Raw genomic sequence first — 20,949 nt, 5'->3', positions numbered from 1 at the left:
AAATTATGGAGAATTAGGCAATGCCAACGACGACACAGCCCCAATTCAGTTCTTTGATCAAGCCTCTAGAAAATGGCGATCGCCTCAATCGTGTTGAGTTTGAAAAACGCTATGAACTAATGCCCCGTCATCAAAAAGCAGAATTAATTAATGGAGTCGTCTATATGGCAGCCGCGCTAAGATACAAAAGCCATGGTTTACCCCACAGTTCCCTAATGGGTTGGTTAGCAACCTATGCTGCAAATACTTTTGGGGTAGAACTAGCGGACAATGCCACAGTCAGACTAGATTTAGATAATGAACCACAACCTGATGCTTTACTGCGAATCAAGTCAGAGTTTGGTGGACAGTCCCGCATCAGTGATGATGATTATATCGAAGGAGCACCAGAATTAGTGGCGGAAATCGCTGGTTCTACGGTTTCCTACGACCTTTATGACAAATTAACGGTCTACCGTCGTCATGGTGTCCAAGAGTATATTGTGTGGCGAGTTTATGATCGAGAAATTGATTGGTTTCATTTAGAAAATGGTGAATATATTAAAATCAAGACAAATAGTGAGGGAGTTATTGAAAGCAGTGTATTTCCAAGTTTAGTACTAGCAGCTAATCAACTTTTGCAAGGAAATCTTGCTGAAGTTTTGACCTTGCAACAAAAGCAATTTAAGACCAAAAAGCATAAAAACTATTGTCAAGAGTTGCGATCGCGGCAAGATAAATCAGATCCCTACAAAAATAATTGAGGAATCAAAATAGTATGACAACTTTATATGAGCAAGATTATGGGCTATGGGCGGAACAGATGGCAGATCTGATCGCGGCAGGACGGTTTGATGAGTTGGATATTGAAAATTTAGTGGAGGAGGTACGCGATTTGTCGAAGCGGGAGCGCGATCGCCTGTTGAGTAGTATGCGGTTGATTGTGCATCATTTCCTGAAGTGGGACAACCAACCACAGAGACGCTCAAGAAGTTGGCAAACCACAATCCAACGAGAACGACTGAATATTCAGAAATATTTACTAGATAGTCCAAGTTTAAAGCGCTATCTTACGGATGAATATTTAAATCAAGTTTATGAGACTGGTCGCTTGGATGCGATCGGAGAGACAGGCTTAGATATGCCTATTGATTGCACCTATACTATTGAAGATATATTGGAACGCAATGTTAATTTGACTTAGTTGTTATTGAAAAAATATGACGCAACCAGTAATTCAAGTCAGAAATTTAAGTAAGTGTTACCAAATTCGATCAACTAAGCCAAAGCCTTACCATAGTTTGCGGGAAGATTTGGTTGATGGATTTAAGGGGTTATTGCGGGGTGAATGGGGACAGACTCAGTCTGAGGATTTTTGGGCTTTGAAGGATGTTAGCTTTGATGTCAATCAAGGTGAGGTGGTAGGAATTATTGGACGCAATGGCGCTGGCAAAAGTACTTTACTTAAGATTCTTTCGCGGATTGTACGACCAACTTCAGGTGAGGCGATTATTAGAGGTCGGGTAGGGTCACTATTGGAAGTGGGGACAGGGTTTCATCCTGAGTTAACTGGACGCGAAAATATTTTTATGAATGGTGCAGTCTTGGGGATGAAGCGTGCTGAAATTGTACATAAGTTTGATGAGATTGTGGCGTTTGCGGAGGTGGAGAAGTTTTTGGATACGCCTGTTAAGTTTTATTCTTCGGGGATGTATGTGCGGTTGGCGTTTGCGGTGGCGGCGCATTTGGAGCCTGAGATTTTGATTGTGGATGAGGTTTTGGCGGTGGGGGATGCGGCGTTTCAGAAGAAATGTTTGGGGAAAATGGGGGACATAGCAGAAAGAGATGGAAGAACTGTTTTATTTGTTAGTCATAATATGAATGCTGTTCAGACTTTATGCCAAAGCATTATCTGGATTGATGATGGAATGGTAAAACAACAAGGCAATGAAGTAACACAGACGATTAACTCTTATTTAACTCAAGACAAATCAGCTACTAATTTCTTGGAGAAATCTTGGTCTACCATGAAAGAAGCACCTGGCAACAATAATATAAAAATTAGAAGTCTTAAGATAGCTCTAAATGAGAAAGGATCGAATCAAGAATTTACAGTTAAAACTTCACTCAAGATGGAGTTTGTTTATCATTTTTTATTGGAGGAAGCTATTTTTTATTTTGGGGTTCACTTACGAACATTAATGGGGGAAATTGCCTTTGTTACTACTTCTAAGCCCCAAAAAGTTACTCAAGGAATTTACAAGGCTACATGCTTAATTCCTGGGGGATTGCTAAATAACTGTCAATATACAACACATTTGTATTGGGTCAAGGATGGCTGTATTGTTCTGTATGAAGCTGAAGACCTACTCAAGTTTGAAGTTAAAGATGTAGAACGGGAGTTTGGCTCTTGGTTGGGAGAGTATCCAGGAGCCATTAGACCACAGCTAGAATGGCTTATTGAGAAGTTACCATCCTAGAAGATTAATTTAATTGCTTAGATAGAATAAACAATGACAAGAGATTATTAAATATCAAGAGTTTAGTCCAGTAGATTACACACGCGATTCAACAACTATAAATTATCAGCTAACAACTATCAAAGAAAATGGGATGGCAATTTCTACCAAAAGTTAAGACAAGCTCATGTTTGCAATCAATTCGAAAAATATCAGTTTTATAGTCAATGTACTGACTGGAAGGAAATACGATAGCCAAATGAAGAGCGAAGTTATGCCAATATGGTCGAATATAAAGGAAAAGAGTAAGGTAAGTTTATGTTGCAAAAACAATGCCAATTATTGATCAAATAGTGTAAAAAGTTAATAATATTCTTGAATTACAAGTAAAATCCTCTATATTGCCAATCTTAATCATTAGGTACCTATGGAATTTCAAGAAGCTATTGAGAAAATCAAGTCTGGTATAGAAGAGATAGATCAACATATTCTGTTACCCTATTTGTCATCAGAGAAAGCAACAGAGCGTTTCTATTATAATTTTCATTTGGCACAAGCTTTTGTCGAGGTCGAGAAGTTTGAACAGGCAAAATCTTTTATTGAAAGAGCATGGTTTCTGTCAAGATTTTCCGAAGAAGTACTTCCTTTATATATTTTAATCAATAAGCAATTACAGGATGTTTCTGCTATCCAACAAGCATATAAACGTTTAGGAATGATAGCCTCAAAGAAAGGGAAGATTATTGACTCTATCAACTATTTCAATCAAAGTATGTATGCTTATGCTCAGACTTTAGGGATTGATAAATATAATTACGATTATGATATTTTAGATTGCATTGAAAATATGGCAAAGTCCTATCGTTTCTATCCTAAAAAACGTAGCTTATCTTCAAATACTTTCAAAATAAAAGTTGCTTACTTAACCTATTTAGCTACCGTTGAAACATCGGTTTTTTATCGAATCAATCTTACTCTTGCTCAATTCCATGATAAATCAAAGTTTGAAATTGCTTTTTTCATTCCTCGGCCTGAATCAGAGTTTGTAAATTCTAACGATATAATTGGAATTTTAGAAGAACATAATTGCCAAGTTGTTTTGACACCATCATCAAATTATTTATCTGAAGAGGAAGCTTTGATCTGGATTGCAAAAAAAATCTATCAATTTTCGCCAGATATTTTAGTTACAAATGCAGGACTTGCTGATTTGAGACAGTATTTTATTATGAGTCTCACTCCCGCATCAGTTATCGTCAATTCTCTCTATGCTGGTCCTGCTCAATATGTTTCACCTAATGCTGATTGGAGTATTGCTTCCGCTATCCATCCATTATTGGATAGTCCATGTAATACATCTTTAATTGGTCTCGAATTAGATTTAACCGAACACAAAAATATAGGATCGTATGACAAGAAGTTTTTTAAAATTCCTGATGATAGCTTAGTGATATTAAGTGCTGGAAGACCCCAAAAATTCCAAGATATTGAATTCTGGAAAGTGATTATCGATCTAATTAATTTACATCAAGACTTATATTATGTAGCAATTGGCTTAAATCAGGATCAGTTACCGATAAGTTTACCGAAAGAGATAAGTTCGCGATTTAGAATTTTAAAGTGGAGAGAAGACTATTTAAAAATTCTTGGAATAGCTGATATAGTAATCGATACATATCCATCTGGAGGGGGATTTACCTTAGTAGATGCTATGGCGTTGGGAATTCCCGTAATTACTTTTGCTAATGATTATATGAAATTGTACGATCAGGTGAATTGGTCGCTTGGTGATGAGCTTGTTTTAATTCCTGATTTGATTATAGAAAGGGGAAATCCACAAAAAGTCATTGAAGAAATATCAAAATTGATTAGTGACACTTATTCACGTCATGATACAGGTCAAAAGTGTCAAGAATTTATTTACAATAGTAGGGGACATCCAGAAAGATTTGTGAAATCTTATGAAGATATTTACAAGAAAATTATTAGTGGTATTGTTTACCAAAATGATAATGATTGGGATAAACATATTTTGTCTACTTTCAATAGGGGTAAGTTGTTTATCAAATATAAGATTCAAAGAATTATTGTAAAAATAAAAAGAAGATTAAAGGGCATTGTTCAGTTAATGAGGGACGAGTGCTGAAACGCCCATTTTATAAAGACAAAAAGATGCAAATATGTTGATCATACTTTAACTGACTAGTGATTTCTTTACTGAACAGTTGATATTTTTAATTACTCGTAGCGAACCACTATTATTCATGTATTCGGCACTAATACTCACTCGTTACTAAGTAGCTAGGCATAATAAAAAACAGAATCAAAAGCTGTCGCGAACGCTGCGGATTCTCTACAGTTTTTGGGGTTTTATATTTAACTACACCCTTATCTTTAGTACTCATTTTGTATCGGGAAAAGTCAAATGGAAATTTTGATTCTTGGAATTAGAGGTATGGTTGGTAATACCTTATTTGAATACTTTCTTAAAAACTCAGCTTTTGAAACCTATGGAACCATAAGAAATAATCAGCCAATTTCTGGCACAAATTGTCTATTTGAATCATCATTTATTTACCGTAATATTGATGCCAACTCCCTAGATAAGATTGAAAATTTAATAACCATACTTAAACCCAATATTGTTATTAACTGTATCGGCATTATCAAACAACTCTCAATAGCAAAAGATCCCATTGCCTCAATCGCAATTAATTCTCTTTTTCCCCATCAACTCGCCCAACTCTGCCAAAAATACAATGCTAAACTTATTCAGATCAGTACCGATTGCGTATTTTCAGGCAACAAAGGCAACTATACCGAACAAGACAATCCCGATCCCGTTGATCTCTATGGTAGAACCAAATTACTAGGTGAAGTTACATCTCCCAACTGCCTCACAATCAGAACATCAATTATTGGGCGTGAGCTAAATAGCCAAAATAGCCTAGTTGAATGGTTTATCTCCCAAAAAGGCAAGACCGTTAAAGGCTTTGATCGTGCTATTTACACGGGTTTCACCACCCAAACTCTAGCCCAAATTGTCGAAAAAATCATTTTAGAGCAACCTAATCTCGAAGGTATGTGGCATATTTCATCAGATCCGACTACAAAGTATCAATTGCTTAACATGATGAATCAAGCATTCAATTTGGGTATTACTATTGAAAAGGACGAAAGCTTTATTTGCGATCGCAGCTTAAACAGCCAAAAATTTCGAGACTTTACTGGCTATACTCCACCAACATGGGAAGAAATGATCGCTCAACTCGCAGCATCGCAATGACTTAGACAAAACATCAGGAAATCAAATGCTAACAGGCAAGAAAATTGTCATCACAGGTGGGACAGGATCACTTGGGCAAGTCCTTATTAGAAGATTGCTCTCAGGAGAAATGGGGCAACCCGCTAAAATCATTGTCTTTTCCCGTGACGAGGCAAAACAGCATAATATGCGCGTTGAATATATGCAAAAAAAGGCTGTTACCGATGAAGTCATCTATCGCAATTTTCAGCAGCTTCTAGAGTTTCGCATCGGTGATGTCAGAGACTTTCATAGCGTTAGCTCCTGTTTACGCAATGCTGACATCGTTTTCAATGCCGCTGCACTCAAGCAAGTGCCCACATGTGAATACTTTCCCTTTGAAGCTGTTCAAACTAACATTGAAGGACCTCAAAATATAGTTAGAGCTATTCGCGAACTCAATTTACCCATAGAATTAGTCGTTGGAGTATCCACTGACAAAGCTTGTAAACCCGTCAACGTTATGGGTATGACTAAGGCTATTCAAGAACGTTTATTTATTCGCGCCAATCTAGACTGTCCCAACACCAAATTCATTTGCGTTCGCTATGGCAATGTCCTCGCATCGCGGGGCTCTGTTATTCCATTATTTCACGAACAAATCCGTCAAGGTGGTCCAATCACAATTACTACCGAAGAAATGACTCGCTTCCTATTAAGCTTAGATCAAGCCGTTGATACTATCTTTGCCTCTATTAAAGATGGTTATAGAGGTGAGACCTATATCCCAAATGTACCTTCCGCAAAAATGACTGAACTCGCCAAAGTCATGATCGGAGATCGCCCCATTGAGACCAAAATTACAGGCATTCGCCCTGGGGAAAAAACTCATGAAATTTTAGTTTCTGAGGAAGAAGCCTATCGTACTATCCCCAGAAATGGCTATTACGTCATTTTGCCAATATTGCCTGAACTAAGACGCAAAGACGCAGAAAATAATTACCTCACCCAAGAATATAGCTCTGCTGATTATTTAATGTCTGAGCAAGATTTACAGTCATTGCTCAATCAATACCAATTATTAAAAATCGATCAATCGGACGCACAAATAGAATTATTGAGATAAAGGTTTATTTGCTATGAAATATTTCATTAATCAATCAAATTTATTGCAAGCAACCATTGGCATACCCAGTCGGATCTCAAAATGGCAGTCATATAAACAAAAATTTGAGATTGTGTTTATATGAGATTACTACTATTAACAGACATACCACCTTGCTGGAATTACACTGCTGGTATAGTTCTTGCTCAGTTAGCAGAAGTTTTGGAACCAGGTTCATTAGTATGTTTCTGTGTCAAACATCCCGATATACAACCTATAGTTCCAGATAATCTATCTTGGATACCAATTCAATATGCCACTAAACCCCGTGAAAACTGGCGATTAATGCCCAAACAACTTGGAGCGATTAGTTCATTTATTGCTCAATCATGGACTGAGATCTACCCAACCTTATCTTTACGAGATCAGATTATTAAGTTTGCTCGTCAGCATAAAGTTGATGGTGTTTGGTGTGTATTGCAGGGACAAACAATGATTCGATTAGCTGTTCCTGTTGCTTATAGTCTTGGAGTTCCTCTATTAACCGAAGTATGGGATCCCCCAAGATGGTGGTTGAAAGATAATCGGGTTGACTCATTATCATCAAGACGCATTCTCCATCAGTTTTCATTGGCATTGCAGTCAAGTAAGTGTTGTGCAACTGCATCTTGGAATATGGCTGACGAATATTATCAACGTTATGCTTGTCAAACCATCCCATTTCTCCCTAGTTTGCCAGCTAGCTGGGCAAAACCACCTGCTAAGACAACATGCAATAAATCTGATTTCACGATTGGGCTTGCTGGTCAGATTTACGCAACTGACTCCTGGAATGCGCTACTTAAAGCTTTAGATAAAGTAAATTGGAAACTTGCGGACAGAACTGTTCGTATTAGACTATTAGGTAGTTACTTCAATCTAAATGCAACTTCCAGTACAAATATTGAGTTTTTAGGATGGCGAAGTCAGGCAGAAAGTCTCAATATTCTCTCCCAAACCGATATTCTATATTGCCCCTATTGGTTTTCTAATCAATTTATAGAAGAAGCTACACTGAGTTTTCCCTCAAAGTTAACAACATACCTAGCTACAGGTCGTCCAGTGTTTATGCACGCTCCTGATTATGCTTCCCCTACAGTCTTTCTAAAAAATAACAATGCCGCATTTTGCTGCACATCCATAGATCCCGATCAAATAGTATTTTTGCTTTATAAGGCTGCAACAAATAAAAATTATTATCAAGAAATAGCTCTCAATGGTCATAACACATTTTTAAAGTACCTTACTCTGGACATTCTTCGAGACAATTTTTAAAAATTTATTATGACAGTTAAAACTTAAAAATATGGATATTGTACATGTATCAAGAACAGATTTAGTTGGTGGGAGATTTAATGGATACTATATGAATGCAGTATTAGCCGAGCTAGGACATTCAGCATCAATGATAGTCTGGCAAAAAGAATCTGAATCGGATTGGGTACATTCCTGCTTTCCATCCAGTCATAGTCTATCTAGATATATGCTCAAACTATCCAATCGTATAGACAGATTCCTTGATCTAGAAGGTCTAACAGGAATTGGAGGTTTGTTACTTTCCCAACAACCTAAATTTCAAACAGCCGATCTATTACATCTTCACCTCATCCATGACAGTCCGTGGTTTTCGCCCTTAGCTTTACCGTCACTAGCTAAACAAAAGCCTTTAGTCTGGACTATTCACGATTGTTGGGCATTTACTGGGTCTTGTGTTCATCCAATGGACTGTGACAAATGGATATCAGGTTGTAGTGGCAAATGTCCTTATCCAAGAAGTAATTCTTTCTTGCGACAATGGAATCCTTCTCTACACTGGAAAATCAAAAAATCAATATATAAAGAACTCGAAGCAACGCTTGTAGTTGCCTCCAATTGGTTACAGCAAAGAGTAAAAGCTAGCCCCTTGCTGAAACATATGGATTGTCATTTGATTCCCTTTGGAATTGATCTAAATTTATTTTCTCCAAAATCCAAAGAAAATTGCAAAAAGCGACTAGGAATAGATCCAGAACAGAAAGTCATAGTCTTTCGTGCTATGAAAGAAACTGTTGACAAATACAAAGGTATACATTGGTTGCGTGAAGCACTTAAAATATATCAACCTCAGACTGATACTTGTATACTCACAGTTCAAGATGGGCAAGACTTTACTGAGTTATATCCAAAGTATCGTGTTCTTAATTTGAATTGGACTGATGGAGCTCAATTAGCGGATGCACTCAACGCGGCTGATATCTTTCTAATGCCTTCAACAGAAGAATCTTTTGGCATGATGGCAATTGAAGCTATGGCTTGTGGAACACCTGTAATTGTCTTTGATGGCACTGCACTACCAGAGACAATACATGCCGATGAGGGGGGGGGTATGGTAGTACCGAGAAAAAATAGTGAAGAATTAGCTAGAGCCATTAACCAAGTTCTTGAAAATGACTCGCTGCGTATAGAAATGGGACATAATGCTCGTAATATTGCGGAAAAATACTACTCCTTTGACACCTATATTTCACGGCATCTAAAGTTATATGAATCAGTAATAGAATCTCACAAAAAAATCTAGTAGCTACAAATATTTACTTTTTTAAAATTAAATCCCAATGAAAATTATCACAATTCTTGGTACTAGACCAGAAATAATTCGTCTCAGTCGAATTATCGATAAACTTGATCAATCTTGCGATCATGTATTGGTACACACAGGACAAAATTTCGATAAAAATCTTAGTGATGTCTTCTTTCAGCAACTTCAAGTTAGAGCACCAAACTATTTTCTAGGAGTGCGCGGGGATAGTTTTGGAGAACAAATAGGTAAAATTATTATTGAATGCGAAAAAGTCTTTAATAAAGAACAACCAGACAAACTATTGATACTTGGCGATACTAACAGTAGTCTCGCGGCAATTGTAGCAAAACGCATGGGAATTCCTGTTTATCATATGGAAGCAGGGAATCGCTGCTATGACGATCGCGTACCCGAAGAAATCAACCGACGCATTATCGATCACAGTAGTGACATCCTGTTACCATACACAGAAAGAAGTAGAGCCAATCTTCTCAAAGAAGGTATTCAAAGCAATAAAATATACGTCACAGGGAACCCTATTTTTGAAGTCATTCAACATCATCAACTTACAATTAATACATCGACGATTCTCCAGCATTTAGAGATTAAAAAACAAGGTTATTTTTTGGTGACAATGCATCGCCAAGAAAATGTTGATATTCAGGAACGATTGGTTGGAATATTAACCAGTTTGGATGAACTACAAGCCAAGTATCAAGTTCCAATTGTATGTAGTTTGCATCCACGAACAAAACATTGGATGACTCATTACAATCTAACAATTAAAAATCAGAAGATATATCTGTGTGAGCCATTTAGTTTTTTTGATTTCATTTACTTGGAACAAAATGCTCTTTGTGTTTTAAGTGATAGTGGAACTGTTCAAGAAGAATGCTGTATTTTCAAAGTACCTAATGTTACCATTCGTGATGTAACAGAAAGACCAGAAACCCTCGAATCTGGCAGCAACATTCTAAGTGGAGCTTTCCCAGAGGATATAATTCGATGCGTTCGGGTTGTACTTAACCAATCTACTCATTGGGATGTTCCACAGGAATACATCACTCCTATCGTTAGCGAAAAAATCATTAAAATTCTTGCTAGTAATCTTTAAAAAAGAAAATCTCAGAAAAATATTCAAATAAATATATTGCAATGAATAATTCTCCATTTTTTAGCATATTAGTTCCAACTTATAACCAATGTCAGTATTTAAGTGAAGCCCTTGATAGTCTAATCAATCAAACCGATAAAGATTGGGAAGCTATTATTGTCAATGATGGCTCAACAGATAATACAGCCAACATTCTACAAATGTATGCTCAGCAAGATTCTCGTTTTCAAGTAATCAGCAAAGAAAACGGTGGCACGGGATCAGCCTTAAATCTAGCTTTAAATCATGCTAAAGGAGAATGGGTCTGTTGGTTAAGTTCAGATGACCTATTTGAGATAAATAAGTTAGCAATACATCGTGAATGGATTTACAAAAATCCTGACCATCGGTTTTTCTTCTCTAATTTCCAGCAACTAGTAGGAACAACAGGCAAAATCATTAATCTAAATCCTGATTTCGGCAAAGAAATGCCACTTATTGAGTTACAAGTTGTTGAAATGCTAAGAAGAAATTACGTTGCTGGTAATAGCATTTGTATTAATAGAGAAGCATGGCTGAATACTGGATATTTCAACGAGGAGCTAAGATATGCTCAAGACTATGATATGTGGCTTAGATTGATGATTAAATATAAAGCTTTATACATACCCGAATTTACTTATTTACAGAGAATTTATCCAGAACAAGAATCACAAAAATTTAGCGACTTCTGTTTATACGATTCTGCTAAATCATCTATCCAAGTTTTGAATAATTATGACCTTGAAGATTTATTTCCATTTTTGAATTTACAAGATTTTGTTTCTTTCAATAAGGCTATAAACATAATTTTTGATGTAATGTTTGATCCTAATGCATTTATTTATCGAATAGGCTTTCATCCGCTTTTAATCTTAAAATTCCAAAAGTTTATTAATAAATTTGCTAGTAGTAATGACAATATACATGCCATTTTTAACAAAAAACTAAATAGAAGCTCTAAAGATTTTAAAAACACTCTACAAGGATTTTGGAGTGAATCACTTAAAAACTCAAAGTACAACTTTTTTTCTGGTCAAGAAGAATCTTTAATTTTGTCTTTTGAAAAGCTGGCAGAAAATTATTACTGGTGGCTAAAATATATAGAGTCTGATTCACAGAATTCTATTTTAAATTATATTCAGAAATTTTGTAATTATCATATTCCCTTTTACCCAGATGACAATGGATTTGAGATAACTCTTCAACAACTAATCAATTTTTGTATGTCAGAAAACTCAGAAAATAATAATATAATATACATTGAGTTCCTGAAAATGAATCAAAGAGACTTCCCACTTTATTCATTCTCAGAGAAAATACTTATTTTAGAAAGACTTGATAAGCCTCTGGATTATATTTCTGAAAAAATCATTAATAAATATGGGAAATACAAGGGGTTAATGTTCGCTTTTTGGATTTATTTTTTACGCTTTTTAAGACTGTTCAGACAAGGTAACTTATATTCTAGATTTCAAAGTTATCTTAACTATCGTATTCACTTAAATAAAGATTAAAAATAAAGATTAAAGAATATGTTTCAATCTAATGACCTTGTTACGATCATTATTAGGACAAGTCAAGAAAAAAGACTACCGTTACTTAAAAATGCTCTTTTAAGTATTGTTGCCAATGATTATCGTCCCATTGAAATTATTGTTGTCGCTTAATCAGAACAACAAGTATTTATTGACAACTTTATTTACGTTTGAGTATTATAAATTTTTTGAATGCACTCTGAATAAGACTTGGCTGAGTGAATTACGAGATAATGTTTCTGCATTGTCTTGATTTTTTGGATGATATTAGCATTTTTAGAAAATTTACAAATTGATTCAATGACATCATCCTTTGTCCAATCAATAACTAATTCTTTTAAATCATATTTAATTAGCTCGGCTGCCATCCATGTTCCTTCTGTAACAAACGGAATTTTTCCAGCACATATACCTTCAACAAAAACACCTGATGTTCTTTCTTTATAGATTTTGGAGTTATATGGTAATAGTAAAATATCTATTTCCATTAACTGTTTTAAATATGCTTGGCGGGTTAAATAAGCAGGTAGATAAGTGATTTGAAAGTTATTGTTTGTTTTAGGTAAATATGCCTCTTTTGAAATAAATAAGTGGAGATTTTTAGCCATCGGATCTGCTAGGGTTACTAATCTTTGAATAATTTCTAAACCCTTTTCTGGATTTGGATTTCCACACCACCACGAAAGTATCGGAATATTCTCTTTATTTTGATTTGTTTGTATGTTTTCAAAATATTCCAAAGTTGGAGTATGTGGAATAGGAACTATAAATACTTGCCGTTTGAAATAAAATCTTAAGGAGTCTTGTAATTTTTCACTGTCGGTTAATAATACTAATTTGCCATTAGCAATTATTTTCTCAATCAACACATTCATGATTTTATAAAAAAAACCAATTAAATTTTTCTGATAATCATCATGTCTATACAATAGCCAAACTGTTAATTTGCGCGACGACAGAAATAACAAACTGATTAAAAAAGATAAAAGTTCTGATGGCTTAAAGCTATCAATAAAAATTATGGTTGGTGAGATATCATCTGCTACTGACAAAATATTATTTAAATATTGATGAATTGACTTTGCCAACTCAAATGAAATGAATAATAATCGAAATGTTTTTATTAATTTGTTTTCCTTTCGATTATCAAGCTTTCGGCAACCTAATAGGCAAGCCCTCCAACCATTTTTTAAATCTTGATCATTAAAATTAATAGGAAGTGCGGCATAATGCTGCCAACCTATTTCTTTTGTTGATTTGGAAATGGCATTGAGATACTCGTAGTTATGCCCAATTCCACCACAATCAAATAAGACAAGAGATATCAATATGGGATTAATTTTACTCATGGAACTGTAAATCACTAAGAATCTGTGTACTCTCTGATAAGTTGGAGGGCACTGGTCAGTTAAATCGTGGGGGAGTGAAAGGTTCTTTGCCGATTTCTTCGGGTTGTAAAAAATGGTTGAACCAAGGCTGTGAACCAAGATCGATGGCTAGTTCTAAGTTAGTGGAGTCGCAAACACAACATTGCATAGGTTTTTAAATATTGTGACTAATTATTGAGTCTAATTTATGAATTCCAAAATGAAGAGTGCTGTTCGTAGCGGTTATCGTTAAACACTTTATAAGCTAATTTAACAATACTAGAAGTAAGTTGACGATGCTCTTTCTCAATATTACTAACATTAACAATTACTTTCAATGCATTATAAGCTTTATGTGATGAAGGTAAGCAATCAAGTAAACGATATTCGTTAATTAATTTATTCACGCATTCAAAGCTATCCAAACCGAGTGAATCTGCATTTCTTATTTGTAAAAATTTTGCTATATTGCAGGCATATTCAATATCTGTACTGGAATGATGAACATAGGATTTACGATAACCTAAAGCAAGGTAAAAAAGCTTCTCGGCTTCATAAATCTCACGATTTTTAAATGCATACTCAATTCCTCCAATAGTTCTGTGTAGATACCAAGCTCGTAAATCCTCGATCTCGGCGCGGGGATGTTGAGTAGTTCGTTCTTCTGGATAATTCCAAAATATGCCTAATGTTTGATTGATTGCTTTAGTCTTAATAAAAGGTAGAATTCTACCCTTAAATTCTGTATCTCCTGCCGCAGTAAAAGAAGGATCGTAATATCCAAATCGTCTGTGAATGGAACGGCGATAAAGTGCGCCCACCCACGATAAATAACAGGTTTCTAGGTATACAATATCTTGCTGATAATCTGTGCGATCGTAAACCATGACATCACTAACGATAGTCCCATGCTCATCAACATTAGTCATTAGACTATTAGCTTGTATCCAATCCAGATTGGGATCCCCATCTAGTTCGGTAGATAAAATCTCTAAGCAGGTAGGAAGAATTGTTTCATCAACGCCTAAAAATGTGAGGTATGGCGATCGCGATAAACTAATCCCCCGATTCCAGTCGCTTTGAATTGACTCTCTTTTTGCTGAACGCACATAAATAATGGGTATATCCAAGGATTCTACTAATTCTTGAAATACTTTATATTCATTACTAGGAGATCCACTATCTACAAGAATTACTTCTACTAAATCTTTTTGCATTAATGTCTGCAATTTCAATGCAGTCAAAAATTGAGGCAGTTTAGAAGCAGCATTATAAAGAGACACTATCACTGATATTTTGTAATCGGATTTAATGCGTCGATCATCAAAGATTTCATAATTTTCATCATCTTGATGATTGATACGATTTCTCTCTAAAGCTTGATCTAAAATTGCTTTACAAGTTTTTCTACTTTCCTCCTCAGATTTACTGCCATACATTGCCTCAGCAACAACAGCTTCCCTTCCAAAGCCGCGATCATTCATGTTCTTGATAACGCATGGTAAGTTGTTGAATATGTCTTTACCCTGCGATCGCATAATTCTCAATTCATAGGTTGTTGCAACTAAATCATTGCCACGCAATCTTTCGAGTCTTGCTAACTCCTGCCAAGTTGCCGCTCGATTGATTTGAAACCTATTCCCAAGCTGAGAAAATCTTTTTACTTTATATTCAATTTCTGCATCTGTACTTTCAGGTAAACTCAAAACATTTTGTTGATTGTTTAGCAATAAAGGAATTGCTAGTAATTGCGAAAATCTCTGATTAGAAATTATCCTTCTAGCAACAGATTTGAGTTTAGATCGACTAAATTTAGAACGGTAAAACCGTAGCGAGTCATGAAACTCAACGGGAATTAATGGCTTAATTGCTCTGCCGATAGTGGATTTAACTGCAATGCGAGAATTTTGGTAGTACCCCATGATTTGATGATATATCGCATCTAATTCATCAGAAGTAGAGCGATCGTGATTTGACGGACTTTGATATATTTCTTCTAAAGTTAATCCCGATGTGTCAAAATCAGAACTCTGCAATATTTCAACCAAATTATGTCGATATTGATCGTAATTTTCTAAAACAGACTGTATTGTATCAATAGAAGCGTATATATTTTTAAGATCGATAGATATATAAGGGACTTGAGGTAAGCTCTCCTGTAAAAATCTACATACTCCTGCGCCTGTACCGATCGCTGTTGGGCAACCAGCTAGAAGAGACTCTAAGGCAACTAAGTTTAAGGTGTCATATCGGGATGGTACGAAGGTAATAGATTTGGTGCTAAATAAATCAGTTAATTGCTTTTGATTAAGGGCACGATAAATCTTTACTTCAGGCGATCGATGATTAATCATCTGTTGCAAATAATGCTTTGCACTATCACCGTCAAAACTATAACAGTCAGATCCAATAATATTCGCTTTGTTAAAACTCGAACGCTTTAGCCACCAGGCTATTTCTGCAAAAACTTCAGGGCTTTTAAGCTTTTCGAGTCTGCCGATAAAATTAAGATCTGGTAAATCAACTGAAGGATTTATTGATGTAGGTAAAGGTATGGTTAGAAATGAGAATGGATTTAAGTAATAAGACCTGAGAGAGCTAACTTGCTTCCATTCATCCAAATAGAATTTACTAATGCCGTATCTTATGTCAACAGTTTTATACTGCATTTGCTCCTGCAAAGTAGTTAGCGGTAAATCTAATGCAGGATTTTTTTTGTCTTCATCAAACCAATTCAGTTGAATTGATGTCGAAGTTCGTCCATGCATTGATAGAACAATGCGATCATACTTAACTTTAAAGTTAGATAATGCAGGTCTCAGTAGTGTTCCTGTTTGTTTATAATCAGGAATTTCAACTACATCAAAATGAATAGTCGGAAACTGCTCTGAAATGTTTGCAGCAATATTGTTAACCTCTAAAAATGTCCAAACCCAACGCAGGGAAATCTTGTCAAGATATGTGGTAAAATTTCTTGGGAAAAATTTCTGTTTATAACTTATTGGATGTGCATTAGAAGGTCTTTTAGAATCGAAATTTTCTATTTTAGTAAAATAATAGAAATTAAGATGAGGATTCTTATTTATTATGTTTCTATAGAAGGTTTGCCCACCTCCAGTTAAATAAAACAAATCAAAATCTACAATTAGTATATTCATTAATTTAAGTAATAGTAGTGTCACAGTATATAAGGATACAGTCGGGAGCATCTCAATTAGGCACTGAGCAAAAATACTTAGGGGAATAGAAATAGCCATTGAGATAAGCGCACCGATGTTTCAAAACTTGAGCAACATTTTGCTGATTCCTCTGAGCACCCGAAATCTTGACCCGACGACCAATCTGCTTAACCGCCGATTCAACAGAGCCAGAACCAATGGTTAGCCGCTGTTTCTATAGATAACCATACTCAGGTATACGATGACGGTGATTGCGTAAATAAGCCAGAAAATTGATAGCTCGTTTGAATTTACAACCTGAAAATAAGACAATCGCCTGCTCAACATCACCTTGCTAGAGAAAATCTTCTACCTTGGCTAGACGACGCAAAGAACCACCCTACATTGTGTAACTTTGCATCTTTCTCTAGACTGCAAAACTTCAGGCACTCTCTATACACGTTATGCTCTATGTCATTCAACTCCTTTATAAGCTCCACCTTACGGTAAGAAACTCTTACAGAATAGTCAAACAATCTACTTAGAAAGATTTGCCTCTTCCAAGCCAACATTATAAACTTTCCCCCGCATTGCATCGAAGTTACTGATACCGTGCAAGAACACCCTAGCAACATCACGAATGTGAATATAATTGCGCTTAAAATGTCCTTCAAAGATCAAAACTGCACGATCGTGAACAGCTCGATACACAAAGTCATTGCTAAGTAAATCTGTACGCATACGAGGTGACATGCCAAACACCGTAGCCAATCAAAAACTAATACTATTTTTGCGTTCTAAAACCTTAGCCTCCGCTTCAACTTTAGTCATACCATAAAGTGAGATAGGACGTAACGGTGAGTCTTCATTACAAAATTTTCCTTGCTCTCCAACACCATAACCACTATTTGTCGTAGGTATTAGAGTAGCTTGGCTGTCACTCGCCAGTTCGCATAACATTGCTATTGCTTCGTAGTTAGTTGACTTTGTTCCTATCAAGTCGCGATCGCACAAAAGTGCGCCAACTAATGCAGCAAGAGGAGTAATGATATCGGCATCAGCCAAAAGTTTTTTCATTAAATTGCGATCTCGGCAGTCACCACGTACTATCTCAAAACTTGAATATTGGCAGCAATTAGCTAGACTGTTTTGTCTATACATGAAATTGTCTAGGATAGTTACCGAATAACCTTTCGTTAACAATTCAAATGTTAAAACAGAACCTATGCAGACCGCTCCACCAGTGATAAGTATTTTTTTTGCATAACACAAATTTTTATTCGTTGTATTCAGGTATGTGCATAATACCAGTACGTTAAATCTATCCAACCTAAGTCAATATCAAGATCTAGCAAATATCGTATAGATCGCCTTGATTTTGCAAATAGTTACTTATTAAAACTCTAACCCATGCGTTCAAGCGTTAAGATATTGATTGGTTCGTAGATACGGTTTCGGGGTATCCCAAATCAATGGCTGTTAAACTTGCGCTGGATGATAAACAAGAAATACTTCGCCTCTATCGTGAGTCTGATGCTACCACAACTCAGTTAGCGAAGCAGTTTGGCATTAGTACGAGTACAGTTTTACGACTGCTACAAGAGCTAATTCCTGCTGAGGAGTATCGACTATTGGTGAGCAAAAAAAAGGCTGAAGGAAAAAGAGGATCGCGGGTCAATTATGAGGTGGGAGGCTTTCAGGTCAATCAGCTTGCTTTGATCCCTGACGATTTGCCCGTGGAGACGGAGGACGATAACGTTAATTTTGACCAAGGTGATGAAACGGCGATCGCAATGGATGAAAAGCTCGATGAAACGCTAAATATGCCTGAAGGCGACCTCGATGAGGATGAACTCGATGACGATGACGAATCCGAGGACGATCTAGTCGATGAGGATAATCTCGATCTTGGGGAGGATGAGTTAGAAGACTTCTCTGAAGATTCTGAAGATGATGATGCTGTTTTACCAATGTTTGCGGAGCTAAGGGGTGGGCATAGTACGGGCGATCGCCTTGAAATTTTGCCCCTCGACCGCGCTGATCTCCCGCTAATTTGCTATATCGTCGTCGATCGCATTGCGGAGATCATTACTCGTCCATTGAAGGATTTTAAGGATCTCGGTGCGATCCCCCCCGAAGAGTCACTGGCAAAAACCATCCCAATTTTTGACAACCATCGCGTTGCAAGGCGGTTTTCCCATCACAATCAGCGGGTGATTAAATTTCCTAGCGATCTGATCCATATTACTCGTCCTAAACTCGTTCAAAAGGGGATCACCCGTATCTTATTTAGCGGACAGGTGTATACGCTCAACTAGATCTTCAAGGTGCATTTCTGTAATTTATCTGTAATTCACAGAAATATAGAAAGTACCTTGAAGCTTGAAAATCTTGATATTGATCTTGATATTGATATAAATATTGTGTTAACGCTTTCCCCTTCAAGGCAAAAATTTTGGCAAATTGCCCATACGCCAGACCATGATATGTCCGTGGAGCATCTACTGGAGGGCGCTTTGGCGATCGCGTGGGAAGAATATCCCCGTATGGATCTCGGACATTATCGAGAAATTTTTGACCGCATGGTTGGAGACTTACAACCAAGACTCGCTGAAATCCGTTATCCGCTTAAGGTATTGCAGGAAATTAATCGATACCTATTTGACGAACTGGAATTTAGCGGTAATGAGCGAGATTATTACGATCCTCGCAACAGTTTTATCACTGATGTGTTGGAGAGGCGTTTGGGCATTCCTCTCACCCTATCACTGGTGTATATGCTGGTTGCTCATCGGTTGGGGTTTCCGATGGATGGTATCAGTTTTCCAGGGCATTTTATTATTCGCCCACAACATCCCGATCTCGATCTATTTATCGATCCCTATAATAAAGGCGAAATTCTCTTTCCTGAGGACTGTGCGGCGAAGTTGACCCAACTCTATGGCTATGAGATCCCACTTCAGTCGGAATACCTCGAACCTGTAAATATTCGCCGCATTTTAGATCGTTTACTTAATAATTTAAAACTGATCTACCTACGTCGCCGCGAACCCACTAAAGCCTTGGCAGCGATCGAGCGATCGCTAATGCTCAATCCCGATGTGCCGACCCAATGGCGCGATCGCGGACTAATTTGTTATCAGCTCGATCGCTATACCGAGGCTCGCATCGATCTGGAGAGTTATTTGCAACGGGTTCCCTATGCAGAGGATGGGCGCATTATTTTGCAATTGATTGCCGAAATGCAGGATTAAAAGCCCAAGGGGTGTTGCCGCGCTGAGCGCGGCAACACCCTTTGGGCTTAGTTACTTATAGCTGCCAATAACTGCCAATTTTTTGAGGACGATCGCCAGTTTAGTTTTGCCTTGCCATCCCGTATAGGCACTGTAAAGACATTGCTCGCCTACGCTTACAAACACATGTAAAACTTGGAAGGGGTTTTGCCATGTCCAGAGCTTAACATCCTTGCCATAGGTTTGATAAACCTTAGCTTTGGCAAAATTTTGGTTGTCAATTTCCGTAAGATCGAGCGATCGCAATTGGGCGATTAAATAGGATGCAATATCCGTTGATAGGGGCGCAATCTCAGGATTAGCCCAAAACTGGCGTATTGCAGCGGCAACTTGAGGATGATTTTTGAGCGTGGCATGACGTAGCCCCTGCAAACGCACAAAATTAGCATAGGCAAACTGAGAGCAATTTACGGGCACTGTACCGTCAGTATTATTGCCCAGATCGCCCACGATCGACAGCGTCGGAATCTTAGCGGCGATCGCTTCAGCGATCGAACGACGATTTTTGCCTAAATCGCGAGCAATCAGGGGGGACATTGCCAAGGGATCGAATAGTCTACCTAGATCGGAGCCACCTACAGGCGATCCGACTAGGACAAGGCTATGGACTTTACCCCACCATTCAGGATGGCGATTTAAAACTTCGAGCCAAATTAGTCCGCCCATCGAATGCCCCACAATTCGCAATGGTAGTTGGGGATAGGTGGAAATTGCCTCTGTGGCAATCGTTTCGACCTTATCAATCAATGGAACGATCGTCAGCCAAGTGTCGAGCCAACCGAGATTGGGCACATAGGTGGGAGTATTTACATCTACAAGCGATCGGGCTAAATAACCAATGTCTTGGGCGGTATCAGCCCAGCCATGCTGGGCAAACAACATAAACTCTTGAGCTCGGTCAGCTTTAGGCAGATAGGACTGGTTTGACATTGGGGAAAATTAGGGCGATCGCTAATAACTTAGGGACTTGCTATTAATTAAAGTACCTGTGGCTTCGACTACGCTCAGCCAACGTTAGCTGAGCGTAGTCGAAGCTAGATAACTTTGGTGGGACATTTTTTATCCGCAAGAGCCT

At 37.2% G+C, this 20,949-nt stretch carries 15 protein-coding genes and 2 pseudogenes; 12 read left to right on the top strand and 5 right to left on the bottom strand.

The annotated features are described in order from the left end of the window. The first annotated feature begins 20 nt into the window (after positions 1–20). The 10 genes from AC805_RS01340 (at position 21) to AC805_RS01295 (ending at position 12,035) form a co-directional block, all read left to right on the top strand. A complete protein-coding gene (locus AC805_RS01340) occupies positions 21–743 on the top strand; it encodes a Uma2 family endonuclease (protein ID WP_055073743.1) in 723 nt (240 codons plus the stop codon). Positions 744–757: 14 nt separating this feature from the next. Further along, positions 758–1,183 carry a DUF29 domain-containing protein gene (locus AC805_RS01335; protein ID WP_055073742.1) on the top strand — a complete coding sequence of 142 codons (426 nt, stop codon included), beginning with the start codon at positions 758–760 and terminating at the stop codon, positions 1,181–1,183. A gap of 16 nt (positions 1,184–1,199) precedes the next feature. Next, complete coding sequence (locus AC805_RS01330; protein ID WP_055073741.1) at positions 1,200–2,459, top strand: polysaccharide ABC transporter ATP-binding protein; 1,260 nt, start codon at positions 1,200–1,202, stop codon at positions 2,457–2,459. Positions 2,460–2,865: 406 nt separating this feature from the next. Next, positions 2,866–4,584 (top strand): glycosyltransferase, encoded by a 1,719-nt coding sequence (locus AC805_RS01325; protein ID WP_055073740.1) that lies wholly within the window; start codon positions 2,866–2,868, stop codon positions 4,582–4,584. Positions 4,585–4,863: 279 nt separating this feature from the next. Then, complete coding sequence (locus tag AC805_RS01320) at positions 4,864–5,724, top strand: SDR family oxidoreductase (protein WP_055073739.1); 861 nt, start codon at positions 4,864–4,866, stop codon at positions 5,722–5,724. 25 nt (positions 5,725–5,749) lie between these two features. Further along, positions 5,750–6,808, top strand: coding sequence for a polysaccharide biosynthesis protein (locus AC805_RS01315; protein ID WP_055073738.1), 1,059 nt, complete (start codon positions 5,750–5,752; stop codon positions 6,806–6,808). Positions 6,809–6,928: 120 nt separating this feature from the next. After that, positions 6,929–8,101 (top strand): hypothetical protein, encoded by a 1,173-nt coding sequence (locus tag AC805_RS01310; protein ID WP_055073737.1) that lies wholly within the window; start codon positions 6,929–6,931, stop codon positions 8,099–8,101. Between the two features lie 31 nt (positions 8,102–8,132). Next, positions 8,133–9,383, top strand: a complete 1,251-nt coding sequence (locus AC805_RS01305; RefSeq protein WP_055073736.1) for a glycosyltransferase — start codon at positions 8,133–8,135, stop codon at positions 9,381–9,383. A gap of 37 nt (positions 9,384–9,420) precedes the next feature. Then, on the top strand, positions 9,421–10,500 hold the full coding sequence (gene wecB, locus AC805_RS01300) for a non-hydrolyzing UDP-N-acetylglucosamine 2-epimerase (protein ID WP_055073735.1): 1,080 nt from the start codon (positions 9,421–9,423) through the stop codon (positions 10,498–10,500). A gap of 41 nt (positions 10,501–10,541) precedes the next feature. Further along, on the top strand, positions 10,542–12,035 hold the full coding sequence (locus AC805_RS01295) for a glycosyltransferase (RefSeq protein ID WP_055073734.1): 1,494 nt from the start codon (positions 10,542–10,544) through the stop codon (positions 12,033–12,035). Between the two features lie 185 nt (positions 12,036–12,220). On the opposite strand, the gene AC805_RS01290 is transcribed toward AC805_RS01295, so the two are convergent. The 4 genes and pseudogenes from AC805_RS01290 to AC805_RS01280 all read right to left on the bottom strand — a co-directional run. Continuing rightward, a complete protein-coding gene (locus AC805_RS01290) occupies positions 12,221–13,405 on the bottom strand; it encodes a hypothetical protein (protein WP_055073733.1) in 1,185 nt (394 codons plus the stop codon). 64 nt (positions 13,406–13,469) lie between these two features. Next, a pseudogene (locus AC805_RS24435) lies at positions 13,470–13,592 on the bottom strand (methyltransferase); the annotation flags it as partial. A gap of 37 nt (positions 13,593–13,629) precedes the next feature. Continuing rightward, positions 13,630–16,581, bottom strand: coding sequence for a glycosyltransferase (locus AC805_RS01285; protein ID WP_055073750.1), 2,952 nt, complete (start codon positions 16,579–16,581; stop codon positions 13,630–13,632). Positions 16,582–17,121: 540 nt separating this feature from the next. After that, a pseudogene (locus tag AC805_RS01280) lies at positions 17,122–17,853 on the bottom strand (NAD-dependent epimerase/dehydratase family protein); the annotation flags it as partial. A gap of 200 nt (positions 17,854–18,053) precedes the next feature. On the opposite strand from AC805_RS01280, the gene AC805_RS01275 reads away from it, so the two are divergent. Beyond that, the gene (locus AC805_RS01275; protein ID WP_055073732.1) at positions 18,054–18,899 is read left to right on the top strand and encodes a helix-turn-helix domain-containing protein; all 846 of its coding nucleotides are present in this window, start codon (positions 18,054–18,056) and stop codon (positions 18,897–18,899) included. 57 nt (positions 18,900–18,956) lie between these two features. Beyond that, positions 18,957–19,835 (top strand): SirB1 family protein, encoded by an 879-nt coding sequence (locus tag AC805_RS01270; RefSeq protein WP_055073731.1) that lies wholly within the window; start codon positions 18,957–18,959, stop codon positions 19,833–19,835. 51 nt (positions 19,836–19,886) lie between these two features. On the opposite strand, the gene AC805_RS01265 is transcribed toward AC805_RS01270, so the two are convergent. After that, the gene (locus AC805_RS01265; protein WP_055073730.1) at positions 19,887–20,804 is read right to left on the bottom strand and encodes an alpha/beta hydrolase; all 918 of its coding nucleotides are present in this window, start codon (positions 20,802–20,804) and stop codon (positions 19,887–19,889) included. Positions 20,805–20,949 lie beyond the last annotated feature (145 nt).

This window comes from Pseudanabaena sp. 'Roaring Creek', assembly GCF_001402795.1.
Classification (GTDB): Bacteria; Cyanobacteriota; Cyanobacteriia; order Pseudanabaenales; family Pseudanabaenaceae; genus Pseudanabaena.
Note: the sequence above shows the minus strand (reverse complement) of the source record. Positions and strands in the feature narration are given on the sequence as shown.